We start from the raw sequence: 20,412 nt of genomic DNA, 5'->3' as shown, positions 1-20,412 counted from the left end.
ACATCGATCGTGCTGACCGATCACCTCGCGTTGGAGCAGATCGCCCCGTCGATCGGGACGGTCGGCGACGCGTATGACAACGCGCTCATGGAGACGATCAACGGGCTGTACAAGGCCGAGTGCATCCGCACCACGATCTTCCACGACGGCCCGTACAAGACGATCGCGGACGTCGAGTTCGCGACCGCCGGCTGGGTCGACTGGTACAACCACCGCAGGCTCCACGGTAGCCTCGGCATGGTCAGCCCAAACGAATACGAGGCTGCCCACTACGCGACACTCACCCGAGAGCCGCAACCCGCATAACAGCGGCATCAAACCTGGGACGGTTCACACAGCCAGACACCGCGACTGTCGAGACACACCTGTCGGCCGCGCGCAAGCCATTGAGTAGCCGTCAATTTTTGGGCTAGCACGGCGCTCGCTCGAATGCCGGGATTCGAGTTCCCGTTCACCCTGCTCGGGAAAGACCCCCGCACAGGCCCGTCTTCTGCGACAGCGTGTTCGTTTCATCGACCTTGGGCTCGTGGCAGGTTGAACGCGGCTGCGAGGACAGGGAATACTCGTTGAATATACGTGTACCCGGCCAAACTGCAGATGGACCATAAAGAAAGCCCTGATCAGAGCCAACTTCGAGAATAGGGGCACTTGAACCGCGAATCTACTGGACTTGAATTCAAATGCCGAGCAAAAGCCCCGATCAGAGCTATTTCCGGCACGATCCATAGGCGGCTCCGGGCCCGCGTTTGCCACATTCCGGTAGAGGTATGATTTTTAAATGCCTGATCAATCGGCAATTTGGATCGGTAGGGCGGACGGGACTTGAACCCGTGACCGATGGCTTAGACCGGGCACTACTCCCCTAGCCGAACACCTGGAGATCCCTCGAGTGATCTCGAGCTGATCAGGTTCTCCTCGTCGAACCTGCGACCAGTCTATCGAATTGACTCGACTCGCCTCGGCCGGGATCGAGTCGATAAACGACCAATAAACGTGCAGGTATCGAGTGGCTTCGGCTCTCCGCGTTTCGCCCGCAACCGCCCGAAGCTCACCTGAACCTTCCTCACCGCCGAGGCGACGCGACGAGCCGCCAGGCTCACGACACGACAGGCGGCGCATCGGACTCAATTGGCCTCACACACGCAAGAAGCTTCGAGTTCACCCCGCAGACTCAGCAGCCTGGCTTGCCCTGCCCATCGAGTAGTACCTGCCGTCATACTTGCCGCCCGCTGAGTCGCCCCGGAATGCATGGGATCCGCCGTATTGAACGTCGCGTCATTTCTCCGTAGCCAAAGTGCCGCACCACCGTCGCCCCGAGCCGCCAGCCGGGCGATGCAGAGGAAGCAGCCAATAGGTGCATTGGCTGTCGATGATCTCTCGCATCCGAGTCCCGTCGAACGGATCACCATGCCCCGGGACACCTCTTGATCGGTAGGCTCTCAGCCGCAGCATGCTTTGCACGTAGTTATCGACATTCGATTCCTCGAGATCGTCCAAAGGGCGTTCGTCATAGACGATATCGCCACGCCGAACAACGATCCGTCCGAGTACAGACCAGCGACGATTCCCCCACATCGATCAAGTCCCCGTCGCCAAGAGGAGTCGTCGGCACCGTGCAGTCTGAGAGCGCCCAGCTCGGCATTCGCATCGCCACCGCGGGCGTACCGATCGTGTTTGTGCTCCGCGTTCCTGCCGTACAGCAAGGCCGTCGAGGCGGGGCGAGTTCTCCGGCGAGCGGCGGGGACCCGGTGCATTCGACACGCAGGTTCCGCGGACTACGGACCTCGCCGCGGCGCAACGTGAGGGCCAGCGACCCCCGCGCGACGTACTCTGAGCCCAATCTCGTCGATCCCTGCCGCAACCGGGCCTAACTCATTCCATCGGAGAGCGCGCCACGGAAGTCGATCCAACTCGTCTTCGAGCTAGTGTACTGCGCGAGCGCCTGGATCCCCTTGTCGCGACCTGTCCCGGTTCCCTTTACCCCGCCGAACGGGCGCTCGATCCCGAGCGCGTTGTAGTCATTCGCCCACACGATGCCTGCACGCAGCTCCCGCAGCATTCGGTGCGTCCGGGAGAGGTTCGCGGTCCAGACCCCCGCCGCCAGGCCATACTCCGTATCGTTTGCCGCGTGGAGTGCTTCTGTATCGTCACGGAAGCTCAAGACCGTCAGCACCGGGCCGAACACCTCCTCGCGGGAGATCGACGCCCGACTGTCGACTCCGTCGATGATCGTCGGCTCGAGGTAGAAGCCACCTGGCACCGGTTCCACCTGCTCTCCACCGAAGACGATCTTGCCGGAACGATTCGCCTCAAGTTTCGCGAGAATTTCGTCCAACTGCTCGCGGGATGCGATCGCACCCATCTTCGTCGACGTGGCCAGCGGGTCGGAGGGCATCCACTCGGTCGCCTTCGAAACGAGATCTTCGAGCAGCCGATCATGCACCGATTCGTGGACGAGCACGCGCGAACCCGCCGTGCACGCCTGCCCGGCGTTGTAGAAGATGCTGCCTGCGACGGTCGCGACCATTCGCTCCCAGTCCTCGACGTCGTCGAACACAACCTGCGGGGATTTGCCGCCGGCCTCGATCGAGACGGCCTTCATGTTGGATGTCGCCGCGTCGACGGCGATTCGTCTGGCTACGGTGGTCGACCCCGTGAATGTGATCTTGTCGATTCCGGGATGCCGCGCGAGTGCAGAGCCCACGGTCGAACCGCGCCCCGGCACCACGTTGAACACCCCATCGGGGATCCCCGCCTCCGTGGCGAGTCGTCCGAGGATCAGCGCGGGCAGCGACGAGAGCTCAGACGGCTTCAGCACGACGGAGTTCCCGGTGGCGAGCGCCGGCGCGAACTTCCATGCGGCGATGATCGAGGAGAAGTTCCACGGCACGATGGCGCCGACCACACCGAGCGGCTCGCGGGTCACGGTGAGCAGCGTGTGCTCGGGTGAGGTGATCACCTCGTCGTGCACCTTGTCGAGTGCATCCGCATACCAGTGGAGCGCCTCAGCGGTCTCACCGACGTCGGCCGCGAGTGCCTCGCTGATCGGCTTGCCGACCTCGAGCGATTCCGCCAGTCCGATCTCGTCGCGATGCGCCAGCACGAGCATCGCGAAGCGACGGAGGATCTCGGCTCGCTGTCGCGATGGCATCCTGCGCCAACGGCCGTCGTCGAACGCGATTCGGGCCGCGGCGACAGCTGCATCGACCGATTCGACGCCGGCGTCTTCGATGTGGGCGAGCGTCGACCCGTCGCGGGGGGCGATCGACTCGAATCGACTCGACCGAGCGAAGCCGCGATAGCCGCCGTCGATGAAGGCTCGAGTCTCCGGCTCCCATCCCGCAGCGCGCGACAACCACGCAAGAACGTCAGGCGCGAGTTGCGTCATCCGCAGTTCCTCGTTCCGTCAACAGGTTCCGGTACCAGGCGTATGACGTTTTCGGGGTCCGTTCCAGCGTTTCGAAGTCCACATGCACGATTCCGAAGCGTTGGGTGTATCCGGCTGCCCATTCGAAGTTGTCGAGCAGCGACCAGACGTAGTAGCCACGAACGTCGACGCCGGCCTTGATGGCGTCGAGTGTCGCTCGCAGATGGCGCTCGAGGTAGGAGACGCGCTCGGGGTCATGACACACACCGTGCTGAACCTCGTCATCGAAGGACGCGCCGTTCTCGGTGATCTCCACCGGCGGCATCCGCTCGCCGTAGCGTGAGTGAAGCCCTGTCAGCAGGTCGCGCAGCGTATCGGGCAGGATCGGCCAACCGAACCCCGTTCGTTCGACACCGTCGAACTGCCCGAGCGCGAACGGGAACGGGCCGTCGGGAGTCGGGATCGGCGGTGAGGGGCGATAGAAGTTCACCCCCAGAATGTCGATGGGCTGGGCGATGATGTCGAGGTCACCGTCTTCGATGAACCGGTCGACCGGGGCGATGTCTGCGATCTCCGGAGGATATGAACCGAGCAGTATAGGGTCGGTGAAGAGGTGGTTCACCCAGGCATCCCATCGAGGCCCCAGCTTGGCGTTCTCGTGCGACGGACGCGCCGGCGAATAGTAGTTCGCGATGCCGATGGCCGCGTCGCTCTCGGCGCGAAGCGCCTGCACGCTGAGCCCGTGACCGAGCAGTAGGTGGTGCGCGACCTGCACAGCCTCCGGCCCCAGGCGGAGGCCCGGTGCGTGGAAGCCGTAGATGTGCCCGTGGGACATGTGGTTGTACGGCTCGTTGAGGGTGATCCAGGTGTCGATCCCGTCGCCGAGTTCTCTTGCGACCACACCGGCGTATTCAGCGAGTCTGCTCGCTGTGTCGCGGTTGGTCCAGCCACCAGCATCCTGCAGGCTTTGTGGTAGGTCCCAGTGGAACAGCGTCGCGACCGGCGCGATCCCGTGATCACGCAGCCCATCGACCAGCCGTCGGTAGAAGTCGACTCCCGCCCGGTTGACAGTGAGGTCCGCACCCGAGAGGATCCGCGTCCACGCGAACGAGAAGCGGTAGCACTGCGCTCCGAGATCGGCGAGGAGCGTCAGGTCTTCATCGAGACGGTGGTAGTGATCGCAGGCGACGACGGCCGTGTGGCCGCCCGCGATGGTTCCGGGTAAAGCCGTGTACGTGTCCCAGACGCTGGGAGTTCGTCCGTCTTCGGTTACCGCACCCTCGATTTGGAATGCCGCCGTCGCAGCGCCGAACCGAAAGTTGTCTGGGAAGTCCGCACGATGGAGTCTCATGCGTCAGTCCAGTCGGGACGTGCCAGGAACACTGTCATTGATTTCCTCCAGTGAGTCTCATTGCGTCGGGTTGTCGCCACTGGCCGGTTCGAAGATCAGCTCCAGGCGTACGGGTCGTGGACGTAGATAGGCCGGCGGCAAGGATTCCGGGCCGCACGAAGCGCTTCCGATTCCGTGCTGAGCTGTATCAATGCCGAGGAATGTGGCGCCATGGGCCGTGAGGTCGTGAAGGTGGCGTGCAGCGTCGAGGACGGCATTCGACCACGGACGCGCGGTGAAGCCGAACGGCGCCGCACCGGTGATACGGATCGAGGCACCGTCCTCGAACTCGAGGTCGAGTTTGCGGACATCGGAGCGATGTCCATTCTCCTGCGGCACGATATATGGCGTTTGAAGCGCATCGAGACTCGCAGAGTGGTAAGCCGTCCAGACCGCCGATCGGCTGTCGTGGTACGACTCTCCCGGCCCTAATCCGAACCATGCTGCACGAGTGAGCCCGCTCGGCAGTGACATGTCGAGACCGAGCCGGGGAATCGGAATATCCGGCCAGACCCCGACTGGTGTCGCCGACGCGTTCAGCATGACGAGTTCGTCATGGGCGGACCACCGATATCGAAGGGCGAATCCGAACCCGCGGTCCACTGGTGTCAACTGCGCATCGACCACGACCTCGCCGTCGTGTACTTCCACATCGTCCAATAGATGCTCCATGCGATCGATGCCATGCGCACGCCATGCATGCAGCGGCGCCGTGGACTGGACGCTGTCGTTATCGATCGGTGCGCGCCAGATCGACCATTTCGGCCCGTCGACCTGCATGTTCCCGAGTGACAGGAGGCCACCCGTCACCGCGGCGATTCGTGTATTTCCGAGTTCGACGACATCGTGCCGCCGAATGGGGCGAACGGTCGCGGCAGGAACTTCGAACGTGCGTGCCCGCACCGGGAACTCGGCTCGAGCAAGCACGTGCCCCTCCGGGGCCCATGAGGTCGACGCGGCCAGCACGGCTTCCACACGAACGGCCAGTTCTCCGTCTGGTGCCGAACGCGCGGCTTCATGAATCGGCGCGAGCGAGATGGTCGCGGACTCTCCCGGGCGAAGGCATTGCACTTCGAGGTCACCGCGGGCGACTTCACCGTGTTCGCCCTCGAGGATCCAGTGATATCGAAGGTGCGCCGTCGTGGCATGGTCGTACTCGTTGAGGATGCCGATGCCGTTGCTCGTCGCGAACAGGCCCAGGGGCTGGATCAGTATCGCGTACTCGAGAAGGCCCGGAGACGGAGTCCGGTCGGGGAAGACCAGCCCGTCGATGCAGAAGTTGCCGTCGTGCACCACCTCGCCGAAGTCGCCTCCGTACGCGTAGGTGCCGTCGTCGCGACGGAGGCCGTGGTCGATCCATTCCCAGATGAACCCGCCCTGGCATCGAGGGTGCTTGCGGAAGAGGTCGGTGTACATGGCGATGCTGCCGGGGCCGTTGCCCATCGCATGGCCGTACTCGCACAGGATGAACGGCTTGCCTGCGAGGTGCTCCGCGGAGAAGTTCCACAGCGCTGGAGCGACTTCGCCGCGGCCATAGGCGTCGACTTCGTCGTACGTCGCGTACATCTTGCTGAACACGTCCGATACGGCGGGGTCGCCCTCGTAGTGCACCGGCCGCGAGGGATCGCGATCTCGCGCCCATTCGTACATGGCGACGAGGTTGCGCCCTCGGCCGGCTTCGTTGCCGAGGGACCACATGATCACGCTCGGCGAGTTCTTGTCGCGTTCAACCGTGCGTTGAATGCGGTCGATGCACGCGTCGCGATAGAAGTCGTCGTCGGACGGGTTGCCGACCCAATCCAGTTCGATGAAGCCATGGGTCTCATAGTCGGCCTCGTCCATGACGTACAAGCCGTGTTCGTCGCAGAGTTCGAGAAACCGCGGATGTGGCGGGTAGTGGCTGGTGCGCACGGCGTTGATGTTGTGCTGCTTCATCAGGAGCACGTCATCGAGCATGTCCTGCTCGGTGAGCGCTCGGCCACGATCCGGGTGGAACTCGTGCCGGTTGACCCCACGCAGGAGGATCGTACGCCCGTTCACCGTGAGCAGGCCGTCGTCGATCGCGATGGTCCTGAAGCCGGTACGGACGCGTACGGTTTCTTCGGGTGCCACGATCTCGACGTCGTAGAGCCGCGGCGTCTCAGCCGTCCACGGTTCGACGGGCGTCGTCACGGACTCGCCCGGTGCGACGTCGATTCCGAGTTCGGCGATCCTGATGCGGGTCTCTACGTCGCCGTCGACGCTGCAGGAGAACTGCCCGATACCGTCGCGGTATCCTGCTCGGATCTCGAGGTCGCGGATGCCTCGATCTGGGCGTTGTTGCAGCGTCACGCTGCGGAAGATGCCGGAGAGCCACCATTGGTCCTGATCTTCGAGATAACTCGCCGGTGACCATTGCCATACTCGGACCTGTAACGTGTTCCGGCCGTCGCGCAGGAGCGCGCCGATCTCGAATTCGCTCGGCAACCGGCTGCCGCTCGAGTGGCCGAGTTCGTATCCGTTGACGGCGACGGCGAACCACGAGTCGACTCCTTCGAACCGTAGGAGCACCGAGGCACCTGCCCAGCCGTTGGGTAGGTCGAACGTGCGCCAGTAGTCTCCGACGGGACCTCTCGGAACGTTGGGTGGGTCGATCGGGAACGGGTAGATGTGGTTGATGTAGGCGGGTGCGCCATAGCCCTGCGTCTGCCAATGCCCTGGAACCTGGATCTCATCGGTGCCGGCCGACTCCCGCCAGGCGTTGTCCGGTTCGTCGATACCGTCCGGATGGTAGGTGAAGGTCCACGTCCCGTCGAGATCGAGCAGCGGAGCATCCGAGCGCAACCATGACCGTGGCGGTGCAATCCCCCGATGCGGGTGAAGGTGGTCCGGGTGCGAACGGCCATGTTCTGTGCCGACCGCGGTCTCCACCTCGGCGATGACGGCGTCGAAGGGTGTCGTGCTCATGCTTCGGTGAACTCCTGTACGGCAAGCGCGAGTTGGTGGAACACGCGTCGATAATGAACGGCGTCATTGGGGAAGGCGTCGAGCGCGAGAGACCCGTCGGGGTCGATGATCTTTCGCACACGCGCCGCGCCGTGGTGATCTCGTACTACCTGCATCGCGCGGAGGTCACCCATCGCCTCGGCGAACACCCGGTACCGGATGGATGGCAACGGCTGCCCCCCGGGGCCCGGATAGACCAGGAAGGGGTCACCGCCCGGGAAGGCACGATTCGCGCAGGTGTCCGTGAACGGGTCGATCGTGGTGAGCGACTTCGCCGCGTTGTAGAAGTTGAATCCCCAATGCAGGAATCCGCGCGCCTCGAACTTGAACAGTTGCGCCCCGATCACCCGATTTCGGGGCGATGGGAGCGCGATGAAGCGGTTCGAGACATTCGTGTCCTGCGCGACGCAGTAGTACAACCATGGGCGCACGCCGGCATCGAAGAACGCGGCGGCATGATCGGTGGCAGCAACCGGCTCGGGCACGACCCCCCGCTTATACAGGCCGAAGTCGCTGATGGCGTCTACGATCGTGCACCCCTCCAGCAGATCGCTGACCACGGCACGAGCGGCCGCATACCCGTCGAAGTCCTCAGGTGTGGGTTCATCGGAGATGTGGAAGAAGACGTTCTCGAGTCCCCACTCTGTCGTGAGGAGCGTTCGCAACTCCGGGATCATCTGCTCGAGGAATCGCCGATACCGCGGATCGGTGGCCGCGACGTGCCACCCGAATCGGCGTTCGAGGCCGGCATCCGTCTGAACATGGATCGCGGGCGTCGCCTTCGCACCCCATTGCGTGAACAGGTGCGCGATTTCCAGGTATTGGAAGCCGTGGGCACGGCACCGTTCCATCCAGCGCCGCAACGCCGTGAAATCGAACACGTATTCGTCCTGGCCGACGTCGGTGATGACGATGAGTTGCGTGGCGGTGCGGTAGTGGTCGACCGCGGTGTCGAGCGGTGGCGTCCACACCGGCGTGAGAATGGTGTTCGCGGAGATGCCTCGTGCCGCACCGAGGAAGTGATCGATCGCGGCCCAATGCTCGTCACCGAAGACCTCGAAGCCGTAGTAGTTGGCGAGTCCGTCGCAATGGAACCAGTGCGTGTTTGGGATCTCGAGTTCGGGCAGCGTGGCGCCGACGACCAGCACCGGAATCGAAAGTTCTGCGATGATCTGGTCGCCGCCGTAGACGCGGACAGGCACGGCTCCGGCCAAAGGCGCCGCGAAGGGCTCGACGATCAGATCGATCCAGAACGCTCGCCACTGACCGACCGCGGCCGTGACCCCGCGTTCGGAGGCCGGCATCAGAAGGTCGGGGTAGAGTCCGGGCCGAGTCTGAAGGTATCCCGCTTCTGCTCCAGGCGGAGCGGGGTACTCGACGGGGACCAGCTCGACTGAGCTGATGCACGCGTCGAGATCTGTCGGGGTGTCCACCTCGACACGGATGCGTGCGCTCCCCGCAAGCGCGGCGTCTGCCTCCCACAGCGCTGCCACTTGGAACGACATCGTCTCGCCCCGGAATCCGACGAGCGGAACGCGGAGATCGAACGGTCGCGGTTCCCCGCACGGCTGTACCTTCTCGAGCGAGTCGCAGAGCACGACCCGCCATGCTGAATCTCGGATGATCGATCAGCCCTTCACACTCGATGAGGTGATTCCCTCGACGAACTGTCGCTGCAAGATGAGGTACATCACGAGCGGCACGAGGAACGACACTGTTGCGCCAGCCATGACGAGCCCGAAGTCGGTCAGATAACGCCCTTGCAAATTGGCAACCGCGAGTGTGACCGTCTGCATCTCTTCGTTGGTGATCGACACCAGCGGCCACAGGAAGTCGTTCCACGTCGTGAGGAACGTGAAGACGGTCAGGGCGATGATCGCGGGGCGGATCGACGGCAGGATGATTCGGCTGAAGATCTGCATTTCGGTCGCGCCATCGATTCGTGCGGCCTCGATCATCTCGTCAGGGATGGTCTCCATGAACTGGCGGATGAGGAAGACCCCGAAAGCGTTGATGATCGGCAAGAACAGCGACAAGTAGCTGTTGAGCAGGCCGAGCTCGCGCATCATCGTGAACAGCGGGATGAGGGTGACCTGCCCCGGGACCATCATCGTCGCGATGTAGACCCAGAAGAGCACCTCGGAGCCGGGAAAGGGCTTCTTGGCGAATGCGTAGGCGGCGAGAGAACAGACGATCGCATTCACGAGGCATGCCAAGGTGACCACGATGACGCTCGTGAGAAGCGCCATTCCGAAGCCACCGTCGGCGAACACCCGCACGTAGTTGTCGAGCGTGAACTTCGCCGGATCGAACACGACGGTGATCATCGTGGTCCGCTGGATCGACGTCACTGCCATGAACAGGAACGGGAGCAAAGCGATGAGCACGAACCCGATGAGCACTACCGCACTGATGCCGGTCGCGACGTTCGGCGTCTTGCGCCGCCGGCGTTCGCCGCTGTTCCTCATTATTAGAGACGTTGTGCTATCCGACACTGGTCTTCATCACCTTTCGCTGCAGGACCGCAATGACGAGGATCACGCCGAACAACACGATCGCCATGGCGCTCGCGTACCCCATCTGGAAGTTCCGGAATCCTGCTTCATAGATCATCATGACGATCGTGCGTGTCGCGCCCCCGGGGCCGCCCCCGGTCATGACGTAGACAAGGTCGAAGACCTGGAATGACCAGATCGTGCCGAGAATTACGACGAGGAAGGTGACAGGACGCAGCGACGGCACTGTGATCCTCCACAGTTGTTGCCGCCGATTGGCGCCGTCGATAGCGGAGGCCTCGTAGAGCTCGCTGGGGACCTCCATGATGCCCGCGTAGTAGATCACGAGGAAATAGCCGATGTTCTTCCACACGGTCACGAGAGACACCGTCACAAGTGCGAGGGTCGGTTCACCGAGGAAATTCACCGGGTCCACACCGATCGCCTGGAGGACCGAGTTCACGAAGCCGTTGTCCGTTCCCAGGAGTGCACGCCAGACGACTGCCACGACGACCAATGAAGACATCACCGGGATGAACAACGATGCTCGAACGAAGGATCCGAACCTGTTCCGGAAGCGCTTCGCGAGCAGATCTGCCAGTACCAGTGCCACCACCGTCTGGAGCGGAACAGAGATGAGCGTGTAGGCGAGGGTGATCCAGATCGATGAGATGAACGCATCGTCGTTGATCAGCTTGATGAAGTTGTCCATGCCGACCCACTGCGGCGGGCTGAGCACGGTGTATCGGGTGAGGCTGAAGTATCCCGACATCACGATCGGGACGATCATGACGATGACGAGGATGATGAAACTCGGGATGACGAAGGGAAGACCGCCGAATCGGCTCCACCGACTCGGCGGTCTCCGCGATGCGGGTGCGTCAGCGCGCGGCCGACGGGTCAACAGTGGTACTTGGCGAGTGCCTTCGGTCCGCGCTGACATTACTGTGCCGCTTGCAGCGAGCTGTCGCCCTCGCCCGCTGCATCCTCGAGCGCCTGCTCCGGAGTCTTCTGCCCGAGAAGCATCTGCTGCAGGTTGGTGTACAGCGAGTTGTACACTCCGGCGCTGCCTGCCGCGACAGGAAGTGAGTGGAGGATGTCAGCGTTCTCTGCGTACACGGGGATGAATGGATTCTCACTGTCTCCCTCCTCATCCAGCCCGATCGGCGGGTAGGCGACGATGTTCTCGTGGAACTGCGTCATCTGCGCACCCGACAAGATGAACTCCGCCAGATCGGTGCACAGTTGCTTGTCTGGGCAGGCGTCGAACAGGACCAGCGAGTCACTGGCGACGAACGTGCCACGTTGTTCACCCTCGAGCGACGGAATGAAATCGGCGTTGATCCCGGAGTCGGTGATCTCACCCAATTGCCCATCGGTGCCGAACATGAACGCGGTTTCGCCGCCGTAGAAGGCTGACTTGACCTCATCATTGGTCAGACCGGTCACCGATGACGGCATCGCCCCGCTTTCGAGGAGCGTCATCAAGTAGTTGGCGGCAGCGATGCCGGCCTCGCTGTTGAAGGCAGTCTTCGAACCGTCGTCTGTGAGGATCTGGCCTCCCGCCTGCCACAGCAGCGGGAAGAACGAGGAGTTCAACATCCCCCGGTCGGGAGCACCCCACGACTGCAGGAGCGCCGTCTTCCCGGAGGCGGTGACCTTCTCGGACACCGAGAGGAAGTCATCCCACGTCGTCGGAATCTCGCTGACGCCGGCTGCCGAGAGGAGGTCCATGTTCGCCCAGAGGATCCGCATACCGCCGACGACGAACGGCAGCGCGTACTGTTCGCCATCGACTTTGCCCTGATCGACGTAGAGCATGTTCTCCACCGCGGCGGGATCGAGGTACTCGTCGAACGGCACGATTGCACCGTTGACGATGTAGTCGCCCATCATCTCGCCATACATGTATCCGAGATCGGGGCCGTCGTCGCTGGAGACGCCAGTCAGGTACTTCGTCTCGTAGTCGGCCCACGGAATCAGCGTCACGTCGACATCAACGCTTTGCTCCTCCTCGAACGGCGCGAGAATCTCATCCCACGCGTCCGACTCCACACTCGTGCTTTCCGCACCGAACGGAGTGGGCAGCCAAAGATTGAGGGACTCGACGTCGCCGGCTCCCGCGTCACCGCCCGAGCTGCACCCGCTGACGACGAGAGCCGTCGCTGACAGCGCCGCGGCGGACAACAGCAATCGTGTCCTGATCTTGGTTCCCATGGATCTTCTCCTCTTCGAGCGAGCATGTGCTGGTGAGATGTGGCATCTGAAACGGTTGCAGCGGCTCACCGGAAGAAAGGATTACCGGTAACGTTGCGTGGGCAACGCTAGTCGCGCTGGCCCCCTGTGGCAAGACCCTGTGCAGCCCGCACGGGACTGTGATGAATCTGTTATCGCCAGAACCGGGTCATCGGCTGCACATGGATGACGCACGCCATCCGTCGGATTCGCCGTGCGAATCAGGTGCGGGGTGCCGCCGTCGACTTGCGCACGCGGAGTTCGGCCGGCGCCGGATCTGTGATCGTCCTGACCTCTTCTGGGTCGATCACGGTGAGGAGTCGTTGAACACCGCGCCTGCCAACGCTCTCCAGGTCCAACTTCGCAGTCGTGAGTGGCGGCCAGAAGTACGCCGCCTCGGCAATGTCGTCGATGCCCGTTATGCTGAGCTGCTCTGGCACGCGGATGCCGCGCTGACGAAGTGCATGGATGGCGCCGAGCGCGATTTGATCGTTCGCGGCTACCACCGCCGTCAGCTCGTCTACCGGCAGTCCGAGACCGATCTCGTACCCCGAGCTCGCCGACCATCCGCCGAATCTGGCTCCAACCGGTTCGAACCCATTGGCTCGGATCACTGACTCGAAGGCTGCAAGACGGCTTCGACTCGCGAGCCACTCGCTTGGGCCACCGATGTGGAACAGGCGCGAATGACCGAGCGACAGCAAATGCTGCGTCGTGGCGTGTACGCCCGCCGCACCGAGATCGAGACCGCTCTCGGGGTTCTGAATCGAGTCGCTCCGATCCATGAACAATGGAACTCGGAAGTGCGCGGCCGAGACTGCGTCCGCAATGTGTTCGGTGGGGATGAGCGCGATCACTCCGGCCAAGTCTTGCTGGTTGATCAGGTCGACGGCTTCGTCGATCGAGTCATCGCGTTCGAGCTCGAGCGTGACGATATCGAGCAGGTAGCCGGCCTCACGCGCTGCATGCGATGCCCCTCGAACCACTTCGTTCGGACCGACCTGATCCATTTCGTACGTCAACGCGGCGATTCGCCGTGGCCGTTTCGTTGCGAGAGACCGAGCAGTGACGTTCGGCACGTACGCGAGTTCCGCGATGGCGGCGGCAACCCGCTCCCGGGTCTCGGGCCGAAACCCTTCATAACCACGAACGATGCGCGCCACCGTCTGATGCGACACACCCGCTCGCTTCGCCACGTCGTAGATCGTGGACTGCTTCGGCGGTCTGTCGTTCAGATCGTTCATCGCGAAGTCCCATCCGTGCTGCGATAGCTCCTGCACTCGAACCATAGGACATTGAACCGTCCCCGGTTGTCTGCCGCTTCTATACGGGTGGCATCGCCGGGTGGGATGTCTGGGATCGATCGTAGTAGCGACGAGACTGATCATCGACCGACATGAACTGACGGCGGTGACTCGAAAGCGCTTCACTCCGTCGATGGGTCATCTATCTCGATCGGCACCGGAGCTCGGAACAATCCGAACACGACGGACCCATCAGCGTCGCCTTCACGATTCATGGGTCTGCCTGTGCGGGCCCGGGTAAATTACAGTCCGGTCATGAACCTGCGCCTCGTCGGCAACTGCGGACCCTTCTGCCGGCGTCCGGGCAGCAGATGCGTGACCTCGAGCCGACGTGCGAGCAGATGGGACTGCTGCAGCTTCGGTTGACTCCCAACATGTGGTGATTCATCACTCTTGGGAGGAATTACGCCGTGCTTGAGCCCTACCCCGCCGAGTGCCGTCAGGATGTCGTCGCGATCACCCGAAGCGGGAGGCATCACTCGGGGATGTGCGACAGTGGCTCAGACGCGTGCGATTGAGACATCCGGCGCCAGTGGATATGCAGCTTGCCGAGATTCGCGATGGCGACCGTGCCCTCAATCCCTTGGCCGAGCGGCTCCACGATCGCGACGTCAAACGGGCTCGCTGTGATGTGCGACTCGAACGCTTCGCGTAGTTCGGGCGAACGGAATACGCCGCCGATCGCGCAGACCGAGTACTGGGTGGGGACGCCTGATTCCGACCCGGATGACTGCTCCCGATGCGCATCGGACACTCTACGTAATGCGGTCTCCACGCTGTGGGCGAGCTCGGCGCCCGCCTTCGCCGTAATGTTCCGAGAGACGGTGTCACCTTCGGACGCCAGCCGTGTGACGTGCTTGGCGAATGAGGCGATGACGCTCACGCGGTCCGGGTCGGCCTGGAGATCGATGTAGGCCTGGTTGAGGTCAGCCCAGCGTCCCTCGGCGACGGCCCGCAGTGCCGTTGCGGGGCCTCGCCCGTCGAACTCGCGCATTACGGCGTCGAGCGCTTCGCGTCCGATCCAGTATCCGCTGCCGGCGTCGGCGATGAGGTGGCCCCAGCCGTCGACGCGTGCCACCGCGGATGCACCCACCGCGAGCGTCACGACACCCGTGCCGGCGGCGACCACGGCGCCACGTGCGTCGCCAAGCGCTCCGAGGAACGACGTCGTCGAGTCGTGCGCAAGTATCACCTCACGTGCACCGGCAGCGCGGAGGAGGGCGAGCAGCGCCGCGGCATCCGCTTCCTGCGACGTAAGTCCAGAGACGCCAGCAGCGACCACCGAGACCGGTACGCCGGCACGTTCGATCGCAGCGAGCGCGACCGCCGCCAATTGCGGCAGCAGAGGTTGGCTGGTGCAGATTCCTGGGAAGACATGGTCTTGCCCAGCTGCCCGGACTTTGATGCCGGTCTGGCCGGCGTCGATCGCCAGTAGAGCGCTCATGCGGGTCGCCCCTTCGTGTTGTGGTGGTTGCCGGTGATCCCCTGGGAACCGATGTCGCCGTGTGGCATGGTTGGGGCTCGCCGCCGGGCGCGTGAACGCGCCCAAGTGAGTACATCCCGAATTCGCCGTGGGCACCAACGCCGCACTCCAATTCCGTCCAACTCAACCGAGCAGAGCCTAGGTCAGTCGAGGACCTTCGTGCACCATCAGCATGAACGAACTGTGCGCCAAATGCCGCCTGCGGCATGCCAAATTCGGCGGTTAAAACCCAGATGAGAAGCTTATTTGTAGGGCGGACGGGACTTGAACCCGTGACCGATGGCTTACGCAGGACACAGGCCCCAGGCCCAGCACACCTCGCAGTGCCTCGGGAGATCTCGACCTGATCAGGTTCTTCTCGTCGAACCCGCCAACAGTCTATCGAAACACCTCGATTCGCCTCGGGCGAGCTCGAATCGATAAACGACCAATAAACATCCACGCATCAAGTGAGTCTTCTGCCGACGTCGGCAATCATCCACTTCAAGCGCAACGTCCTGGCAATCGTGCCCAAGGTAGGCAGGAGATGGTCGCGTGGATCATCCGCACGATCTTCGCCCCAACCCGAGCAAGAGCACGTGGCCACACAGCTCGCCGACGTCGTCCGGATGCTCGCACGCGCCCACACGAAAGCCGCGCAGATGCTCGAGGGCGCCCGCGATGACCTCCTCGCGTTCGCCACGTTCCCGACCCGGCACTGGCGACAGATCTGGTCCACGAACCCCGGAACGCGTGAACGAGGAGGCACTGCGCCAACCGGAACGAGCTGCGTCTATGGACGGCGATCAACTGCTCGCAAACGCTTCGACCTCCAACAGTTTTAAGAGCGCGGAGGCGTGCATGACGGCGAGAAGTGCGTTGATCTTCGTGTACTGGCGTGCGCCTACCCCGTGCGCTGTCGCGTGTCGGCTAAGGGTTCTTGGTACAGGCTCACCAGGTCGATAGTTGGCATGACTCCGCCAACAGGCACCAATGACGAGCGCATCACGCATCGTGAGATTCTCGACGACGGGGCGACCGTTCTTTGCGGTGTGGTGGCCCCACCGTTCGATGTGCGCTCGGCCGAACGTGTCGATGAAGTTCATCGAAAGGGCCTGCGCGGCCGCCGGGTAGCCCGCTTCCATGGCGTCGATGGCCTCGGTGACATAGGCCGCAGCGCGCCGACCTTCGGCGCTCGTGATCGCAGCCAACAACCTTCGACAGTCGCGCATGATGCCTCGTTGGTTGCGCTGCATGATCGCCCGCCGTTCCCGCGGGCCGCCAGCGGCGAGAAGGAGCTCGAGAACGCGGCGTTCGGGCACCCACGCGAGCGGAAGGCCTTCCTCCAGCACCAGTGTTTCGAGTGGTACTGATTCCAAGTTCTTGATTCCCCACCAGTTGCGGGGGTAGTCCCGCTCAAGCTGGGGCTCGAATCGCTTGAGGGTTTCGCGCAGCTGGTCGAAGTAGGGAGCGAGGCTGAGTTCAAGGTAGGCGTTCACGGATTTGGCGATCGACTTGAACTGTGGCGTCCACATTGACGCGATCGACGCGAGGGCTGGCGTCAGCGCTTCACGCGCCTGTCGGAGGAACAACTCAGTGTGTGGCGCGATCGCACGCTGCAGCGAATCGGCGAGTCGCTCCGGCAGCACGAGGTCATCGTCCTGGTCGTCCGCGATCTGATCGTTATCGTCCAATTCCTCGCGGCCCGTCATCAGATGTTGGTCCCCTCAGTCTGCCGTGATGGGCTGCAGCCGTAGTCACATCCTTCACCGATCACGATCATGCTGTCCACGACGCTCCTCGCCCCAGGCCGATCCATGAACCGCTCCGCCAGCGTCGCCGTCGCCATCTCGACTGGTAGCGCCATTGAGAACTTCAGTCCTGCGACCGCCTCCGGTGACATAGCCGGTAGCGCAGCCTCAACGCCCGCCGCCCGCAGTTCCGCGACCGTAATGCCATCTGGGAAGCGGATCATCTCGTTGTCGGCGACCGCCTCTGCCGCGGTCTCCCCGAGTGCTGCGATCAACGTGCCGTGCGCCCGAAGGCCGCCGAAACCCCAGAGCGTGGCTCCCTTCGCGCCCCTGTGGAGCACAAGACCTTCGGCATCGACATCATCAGTGCGCAGAGCGCGGAGATTCTCGAGTTGCCGTACCGCGCGCGCCGACAGCGTCACCGGCGGGTCCTCCCCCAGCAACATGTCGCGGCGCGCACAGACGAGCTCGAACGGTTCGGCGATCGACTCGCTCGACCAGCGAACCTTGCCCTTCTCGGCGTGCGCGGTGACTTGTGCACGGCGCTTCTCCCAATCGACGCCGTCGACGCGCCAGGCGCGACCATTGAGCAGCAGCGGGCGGAGCCCGTCTGCAACGTCCTTCGGGAGCGCGATTGGCGACACCGAGCCGATCTCCTTCGTGCCCTCGAGCACGCGGATTTCGAGATCAGCGATGAACGACGACAGCAGATCCATGAAGTTTCGGCGGCCGAAGGCACGCTCCGCGGTCGGGCCGATCATGAGGAAGTCACCGTCAGCGACGAGGAAGTCTTCGGCAACGAGGTACTCGAGCACCTCGTCCGCCTCGTCCATGACGGCGCAGCCGGCCCACCAGTCCTGCCAGCCCGCGGCGGGAATCCGTCCCTCTTGCAGCGCGAGTGCAAGCAACTGCTGTGCCGCGATGTGTCGAGGATGCGGCGGAGCCACGATCGGTTCCACGAAGCCACGCGACCACAACACCAGCAATCCTGCGGCCCGTGCGAATCCGTCGAGATCGGTCGCCAGGAAGAGCGCGTTACGCGACGTCCCTAGCCGTCGCCCGGTTCGCCCCAGTCGCTGCAAGAACGCCGAAACCGAGAACGGCGCGTCGATCTGGATCATCCGGTCGAGGTCGCCGATGTCGATCCCGAGTTCAAGCGTCGAGGTGGCGACGATCACGCAGTCGCGCGCCTCCGCGAACGCCTGCTCACTGATGCGCCGCTCGTCGACGGACAGCGACGAATGCGAGACGTAGGTTGTCACGTTGCGTACCCGCAGCTCGTAGGCGAGCTCCTCCGCCTGCGCGCGTGCTTGGCAGAAAACGAGCCGCTTCTCCCCCACGAACAACCGCGACAGGATCTCGGCGGCGTTCTCCAACGACCCCACGTAGTCGAGCGTCACCTCCGGGTGCGCGATCGTGCTCGAATCCCGCACGACCTCGGCCGGCGCCCCACGCGAAGCGTTGGACCCTTGCAGCCACTGCAACACCTCGTCGGGATTGCCAAGCGTCGCCGAGAGGCCGATCCGCTGAATCGGTCGCGCCGCGATCCGCTGCAGCCGTTCGAGCACCGCGAGCAGGTGCCAGCCCCGATCGGATGCCGCGAACGAGTGCACCTCGTCGACGACGATCGCTTGAACGTGCTGGAACAGCCGGTGGTGAGACACGCGCCGCGAGACGAGCATCGCCTCGAGCGATTCCGGAGTGGTCAGCAGGATGTCCGGCGGTTCAGCGAGGATACGGCGTCGCTCGCCCTCGCCGACGTCACCGTGCCACAGCGCGACGCGTCGCCCGCCCCAATCGGCGTACTTCGTCAACCGCGGCAGCAGATTATTGAGTAGTGCTTTCAGGGGCGTGACGTAGATGACAGTGAGGCCCTGCCCCGAGGCATCCATCATGTTCGAGAGCAGCGGGAAGACGGCAGCTTCAGTCTTTCCGCCGGCGGTGGGCGCCACGAGTAAGCAGTCGGTTCCGCTGCGAATAGGGATGACGGATGCTTCCTGCAACGGCCGCAATGACGTCCAACCGAGGGAGTTGACGACGTGATACTCGATCGCCGAGTGCAGGCCGAGACCGGGCATCAGATGCCGAGGTCGATGTCATCGACACCGGCAGGCACGACGGCGCCCACGTCGCCGCGCCGCGCTGCGGCATGCTCTTCCTCGGTCAGCGCGGTGAGGGCAGCGGCCTCACCGAGCGCCTCGCGGCGGGGATCGTAGTCTTCGAACAGGTCGACCTTGTCCATGACGTCTACGAGCTGCCTGAGGAACACACGCGGAGCGATGCCGACCTTGCCGCCGAGCTGCCCGGCGATCTTGGCGGCGAAGTCGGTGATGAAGTCGTCATCAATCGACTCAGCAACACGATCACCGTTGTCGGCACCATCTGCGTAGAGGTCCCGAATGCGCACCCCTAACTCGTGCAGTGACTCGTGCGTGAATCCGGTGAGTCGAAGCTGGGGCGCGCGCGGGTTGTCGTATCGGGCGTTCGTCTCGAACTTCGTCTCGATTCGTTGCGCGAGCGGAGGGAGACGCTGCACTCCCTGCTGTCCGTCGTAGAACGCGGGCGTGCCGGTGATGAGCAGGTACAGCCCAGGGAAGCGTCCGGCGTCGACTTCGTCGAGCAGCTGCCGTAGTGAGTTGAGCGATTTCTCGCGCACGTCCGAGCGCACGCGCTGCAGGGTCTCGACTTCGTCGAGGATGACCACGAGACCCGAATAGCCGGAGTCGCGCAGGACCGTGAGGAGCCCTTGCAAGAATCCGAGGGCGCCGAAGTGGTCGAGCTCGCCCTTGACGCCGGCGTACCGGCGAACGCTCGACGCGACGTGCGGCTGGCCGCCGAGCCACGCGAGCAGCCCTTCGGCCTCGGCTCCATCGCCTCGCTCGATCGCGACGCGATAGCCGCGCAGGGCGGCGGCGAAAGCCGGCGCGGTTTTGCTCACGTTCGCAAGCCGCTTCGCGATGAGGTCGTCAGTAGCTGCAGCGACGGCGCTCTGGTCGCTGGCGTCGACACCTGCCTCGAGAACATCGCCTTCGAGGTTGAAGAACCAGTTGTCGACGATCTCTTTGAATGCGCTGGGCCGAGCCGACGCGGTCGAGATGCTCTCGATGATTCGCCGATACACGGTCTCGAGCTTGTGCAAGGGGGTCTCGGTCTCAGAGATCTGGATCTCTGCCGCCGCGAACTCCTGAGCCTTCGCGGTCTCGCTCAGCCAACGGGCGAAGAAGGTCTTGCCTGAGCCGTACTCACCGCGCACCGCCTTGAACTGCGCCCCGCCGTTCGAAACGACCTGGAGCTCGGCGTTGATCGTCGGCCCGAAGCGGTCAAGTCCGACGGCCATCACATCGAGTCCGCGTTGCGGCACCGTTCCTCGGCGCAACGCGTCGACGATCTCCTGACGGCGGCGTGGACTAACAGCCATCTCGA

Annotated in this window: 15 protein-coding genes; 3 read left to right on the top strand and 12 right to left on the bottom strand. The window is 63.5% G+C overall.

The genetic code is table 11. The features are described 5' to 3' along the window. A partial coding sequence (locus tag H516_RS0113650; RefSeq protein ID WP_022888494.1) for an integrase core domain-containing protein occupies positions 1-306 on the top strand: 306 nt, incomplete at its 5' end. 1,561 nt (positions 307-1,867) lie between these two features. Here the strand turns inward: H516_RS0113650 and H516_RS0113645 are convergent. The 4 genes from H516_RS0113645 to H516_RS20170 are packed head-to-tail and all read right to left on the bottom strand — an operon-like array spanning position 1,868 to position 8,890. Then, positions 1,868-3,388: an aldehyde dehydrogenase family protein gene (locus H516_RS0113645; protein ID WP_022890272.1), complete on the bottom strand. Its 1,521-nt coding sequence runs from the start codon at positions 3,386-3,388 to the stop codon at positions 1,868-1,870. Continuing rightward, positions 3,369-4,718, bottom strand: coding sequence for a GH1 family beta-glucosidase (locus H516_RS20180; RefSeq protein ID WP_022890271.1), 1,350 nt, complete (start codon positions 4,716-4,718; stop codon positions 3,369-3,371). Before H516_RS20180 ends, H516_RS0113645 begins: the two co-directional genes overlap by 20 nt. A 57-nt stretch (positions 4,719-4,775) precedes the next feature. Continuing rightward, positions 4,776-7,703, bottom strand: a complete 2,928-nt coding sequence (locus H516_RS20175; protein WP_022890270.1) for a glycoside hydrolase family 2 TIM barrel-domain containing protein — start codon at positions 7,701-7,703, stop codon at positions 4,776-4,778. Next, the gene (locus tag H516_RS20170; RefSeq protein ID WP_342663208.1) at positions 7,700-8,890 is read right to left on the bottom strand and encodes a DUF4091 domain-containing protein; all 1,191 of its coding nucleotides are present in this window, start codon (positions 8,888-8,890) and stop codon (positions 7,700-7,702) included. The genes H516_RS20175 and H516_RS20170 overlap by 4 nt, the downstream gene beginning before the upstream one ends. On the opposite strand from H516_RS20170, the gene H516_RS22425 reads away from it, so the two are divergent. Beyond that, positions 8,780-9,139, top strand: a complete 360-nt coding sequence (locus H516_RS22425; RefSeq protein ID WP_169513525.1) for a hypothetical protein — start codon at positions 8,780-8,782, stop codon at positions 9,137-9,139. The two genes, H516_RS20170 and H516_RS22425, sit on opposite strands and share 111 nt — an antisense overlap. Positions 9,140-9,370: 231 nt before the next feature. On the opposite strand, the gene H516_RS0113625 is transcribed toward H516_RS22425, so the two are convergent. From H516_RS0113625 to H516_RS0113605, 5 genes are all read right to left on the bottom strand, one after another. After that, entirely contained in the window at positions 9,371-10,210 is an 840-nt protein-coding gene (locus tag H516_RS0113625; protein ID WP_022890268.1) for a carbohydrate ABC transporter permease, read from the bottom strand. Positions 10,211-10,226: 16 nt separating this feature from the next. Continuing rightward, entirely contained in the window at positions 10,227-11,027 is an 801-nt protein-coding gene (locus H516_RS0113620; protein WP_033197223.1) for a carbohydrate ABC transporter permease, read from the bottom strand. A 152-nt stretch (positions 11,028-11,179) separates the two neighbouring features. Then, complete coding sequence (locus H516_RS0113615) at positions 11,180-12,454, bottom strand: ABC transporter substrate-binding protein (protein ID WP_084620704.1); 1,275 nt, start codon at positions 12,452-12,454, stop codon at positions 11,180-11,182. A gap of 239 nt (positions 12,455-12,693) precedes the next feature. Continuing rightward, positions 12,694-13,716 (bottom strand): LacI family DNA-binding transcriptional regulator, encoded by a 1,023-nt coding sequence (locus H516_RS0113610; RefSeq protein WP_022890265.1) that lies wholly within the window; start codon positions 13,714-13,716, stop codon positions 12,694-12,696. Positions 13,717-14,251: 535 nt separating this feature from the next. Further along, entirely contained in the window at positions 14,252-15,220 is a 969-nt protein-coding gene (locus H516_RS0113605; RefSeq protein ID WP_022890264.1) for an N-acetylglucosamine kinase, read from the bottom strand. 488 nt (positions 15,221-15,708) lie between these two features. Between H516_RS0113605 and H516_RS21855 the strand changes: the two genes are divergently transcribed. After that, a complete protein-coding gene (locus tag H516_RS21855; RefSeq protein WP_084620702.1) occupies positions 15,709-16,083 on the top strand; it encodes a transposase in 375 nt (124 codons plus the stop codon). Here the strand turns inward: H516_RS21855 and H516_RS0113600 are convergent. From H516_RS0113600 to brxD, 3 genes are read right to left on the bottom strand one after another with little or no spacing between them, the layout of a single operon-like run. Next, positions 16,045-16,950, bottom strand: coding sequence for a hypothetical protein (locus H516_RS0113600; protein ID WP_022890263.1), 906 nt, complete (start codon positions 16,948-16,950; stop codon positions 16,045-16,047). The genes H516_RS21855 and H516_RS0113600 overlap by 39 nt on opposite strands. Continuing rightward, positions 16,950-19,067: a DEAD/DEAH box helicase gene (locus H516_RS20165; protein ID WP_022890262.1), complete on the bottom strand. Its 2,118-nt coding sequence runs from the start codon at positions 19,065-19,067 to the stop codon at positions 16,950-16,952. Before H516_RS20165 ends, H516_RS0113600 begins: the two co-directional genes overlap by 1 nt. Next, positions 19,067-20,407 carry a BREX system ATP-binding protein BrxD gene (gene brxD, locus H516_RS0113590; protein ID WP_022890261.1) on the bottom strand — a complete coding sequence of 447 codons (1,341 nt, stop codon included), beginning with the start codon at positions 20,405-20,407 and terminating at the stop codon, positions 19,067-19,069. The genes H516_RS20165 and brxD overlap by 1 nt, the downstream gene beginning before the upstream one ends. Positions 20,408-20,412 lie beyond the last annotated feature (5 nt).

This window comes from Agromyces italicus DSM 16388 (assembly GCF_000421545.1).
In the GTDB taxonomy this organism is placed as follows: Bacteria; Actinomycetota; Actinomycetes; order Actinomycetales; family Microbacteriaceae; genus Agromyces; species Agromyces italicus.
The sequence above is the reverse complement of the archived record's forward strand: the minus strand, read 5'-3'. Positions and strand labels throughout refer to the sequence as shown.

Coding starts and splice junctions, on each gene's coding strand:
- H516_RS0113615 (WP_084620704.1), bottom strand. CDS start 12,454: ATGGGAACCAAGATCAGGACACGATTGCTGTTGTCCGCCGCGGCGCTG.
- brxD (WP_022890261.1), bottom strand. CDS start 20,407: ATGGCTGTTAGTCCACGCCGCCGTCAGGAGATCGTCGACGCGTTGCGC.
- H516_RS20180 (WP_022890271.1), bottom strand. CDS start 4,718: ATGAGACTCCATCGTGCGGACTTCCCAGACAACTTTCGGTTCGGCGCT.
- H516_RS0113620 (WP_033197223.1), bottom strand. CDS start 11,027: ATGATCGTCCCGATCGTGATGTCGGGATACTTCAGCCTCACCCGATAC.
- H516_RS0113600 (WP_022890263.1), bottom strand. CDS start 16,950: ATGACGGGCCGCGAGGAATTGGACGATAACGATCAGATCGCGGACGAC.
- H516_RS20175 (WP_022890270.1), bottom strand. CDS start 7,703: ATGAGCACGACACCCTTCGACGCCGTCATCGCCGAGGTGGAGACCGCG.
- H516_RS0113610 (WP_022890265.1), bottom strand. CDS start 13,716: ATGAACGATCTGAACGACAGACCGCCGAAGCAGTCCACGATCTACGAC.
- H516_RS0113625 (WP_022890268.1), bottom strand. CDS start 10,210: ATGAGGAACAGCGGCGAACGCCGGCGGCGCAAGACGCCGAACGTCGCG.
- H516_RS20165 (WP_022890262.1), bottom strand. CDS start 19,067: ATGCCCGGTCTCGGCCTGCACTCGGCGATCGAGTATCACGTCGTCAAC.
- H516_RS0113605 (WP_022890264.1), bottom strand. CDS start 15,220: ATGAGCGCTCTACTGGCGATCGACGCCGGCCAGACCGGCATCAAAGTC.
- H516_RS22425 (WP_169513525.1), top strand. CDS start 8,780: ATGCTCGTCACCGAAGACCTCGAAGCCGTAGTAGTTGGCGAGTCCGTC.
- H516_RS0113645 (WP_022890272.1), bottom strand. CDS start 3,388: ATGACGCAACTCGCGCCTGACGTTCTTGCGTGGTTGTCGCGCGCTGCG.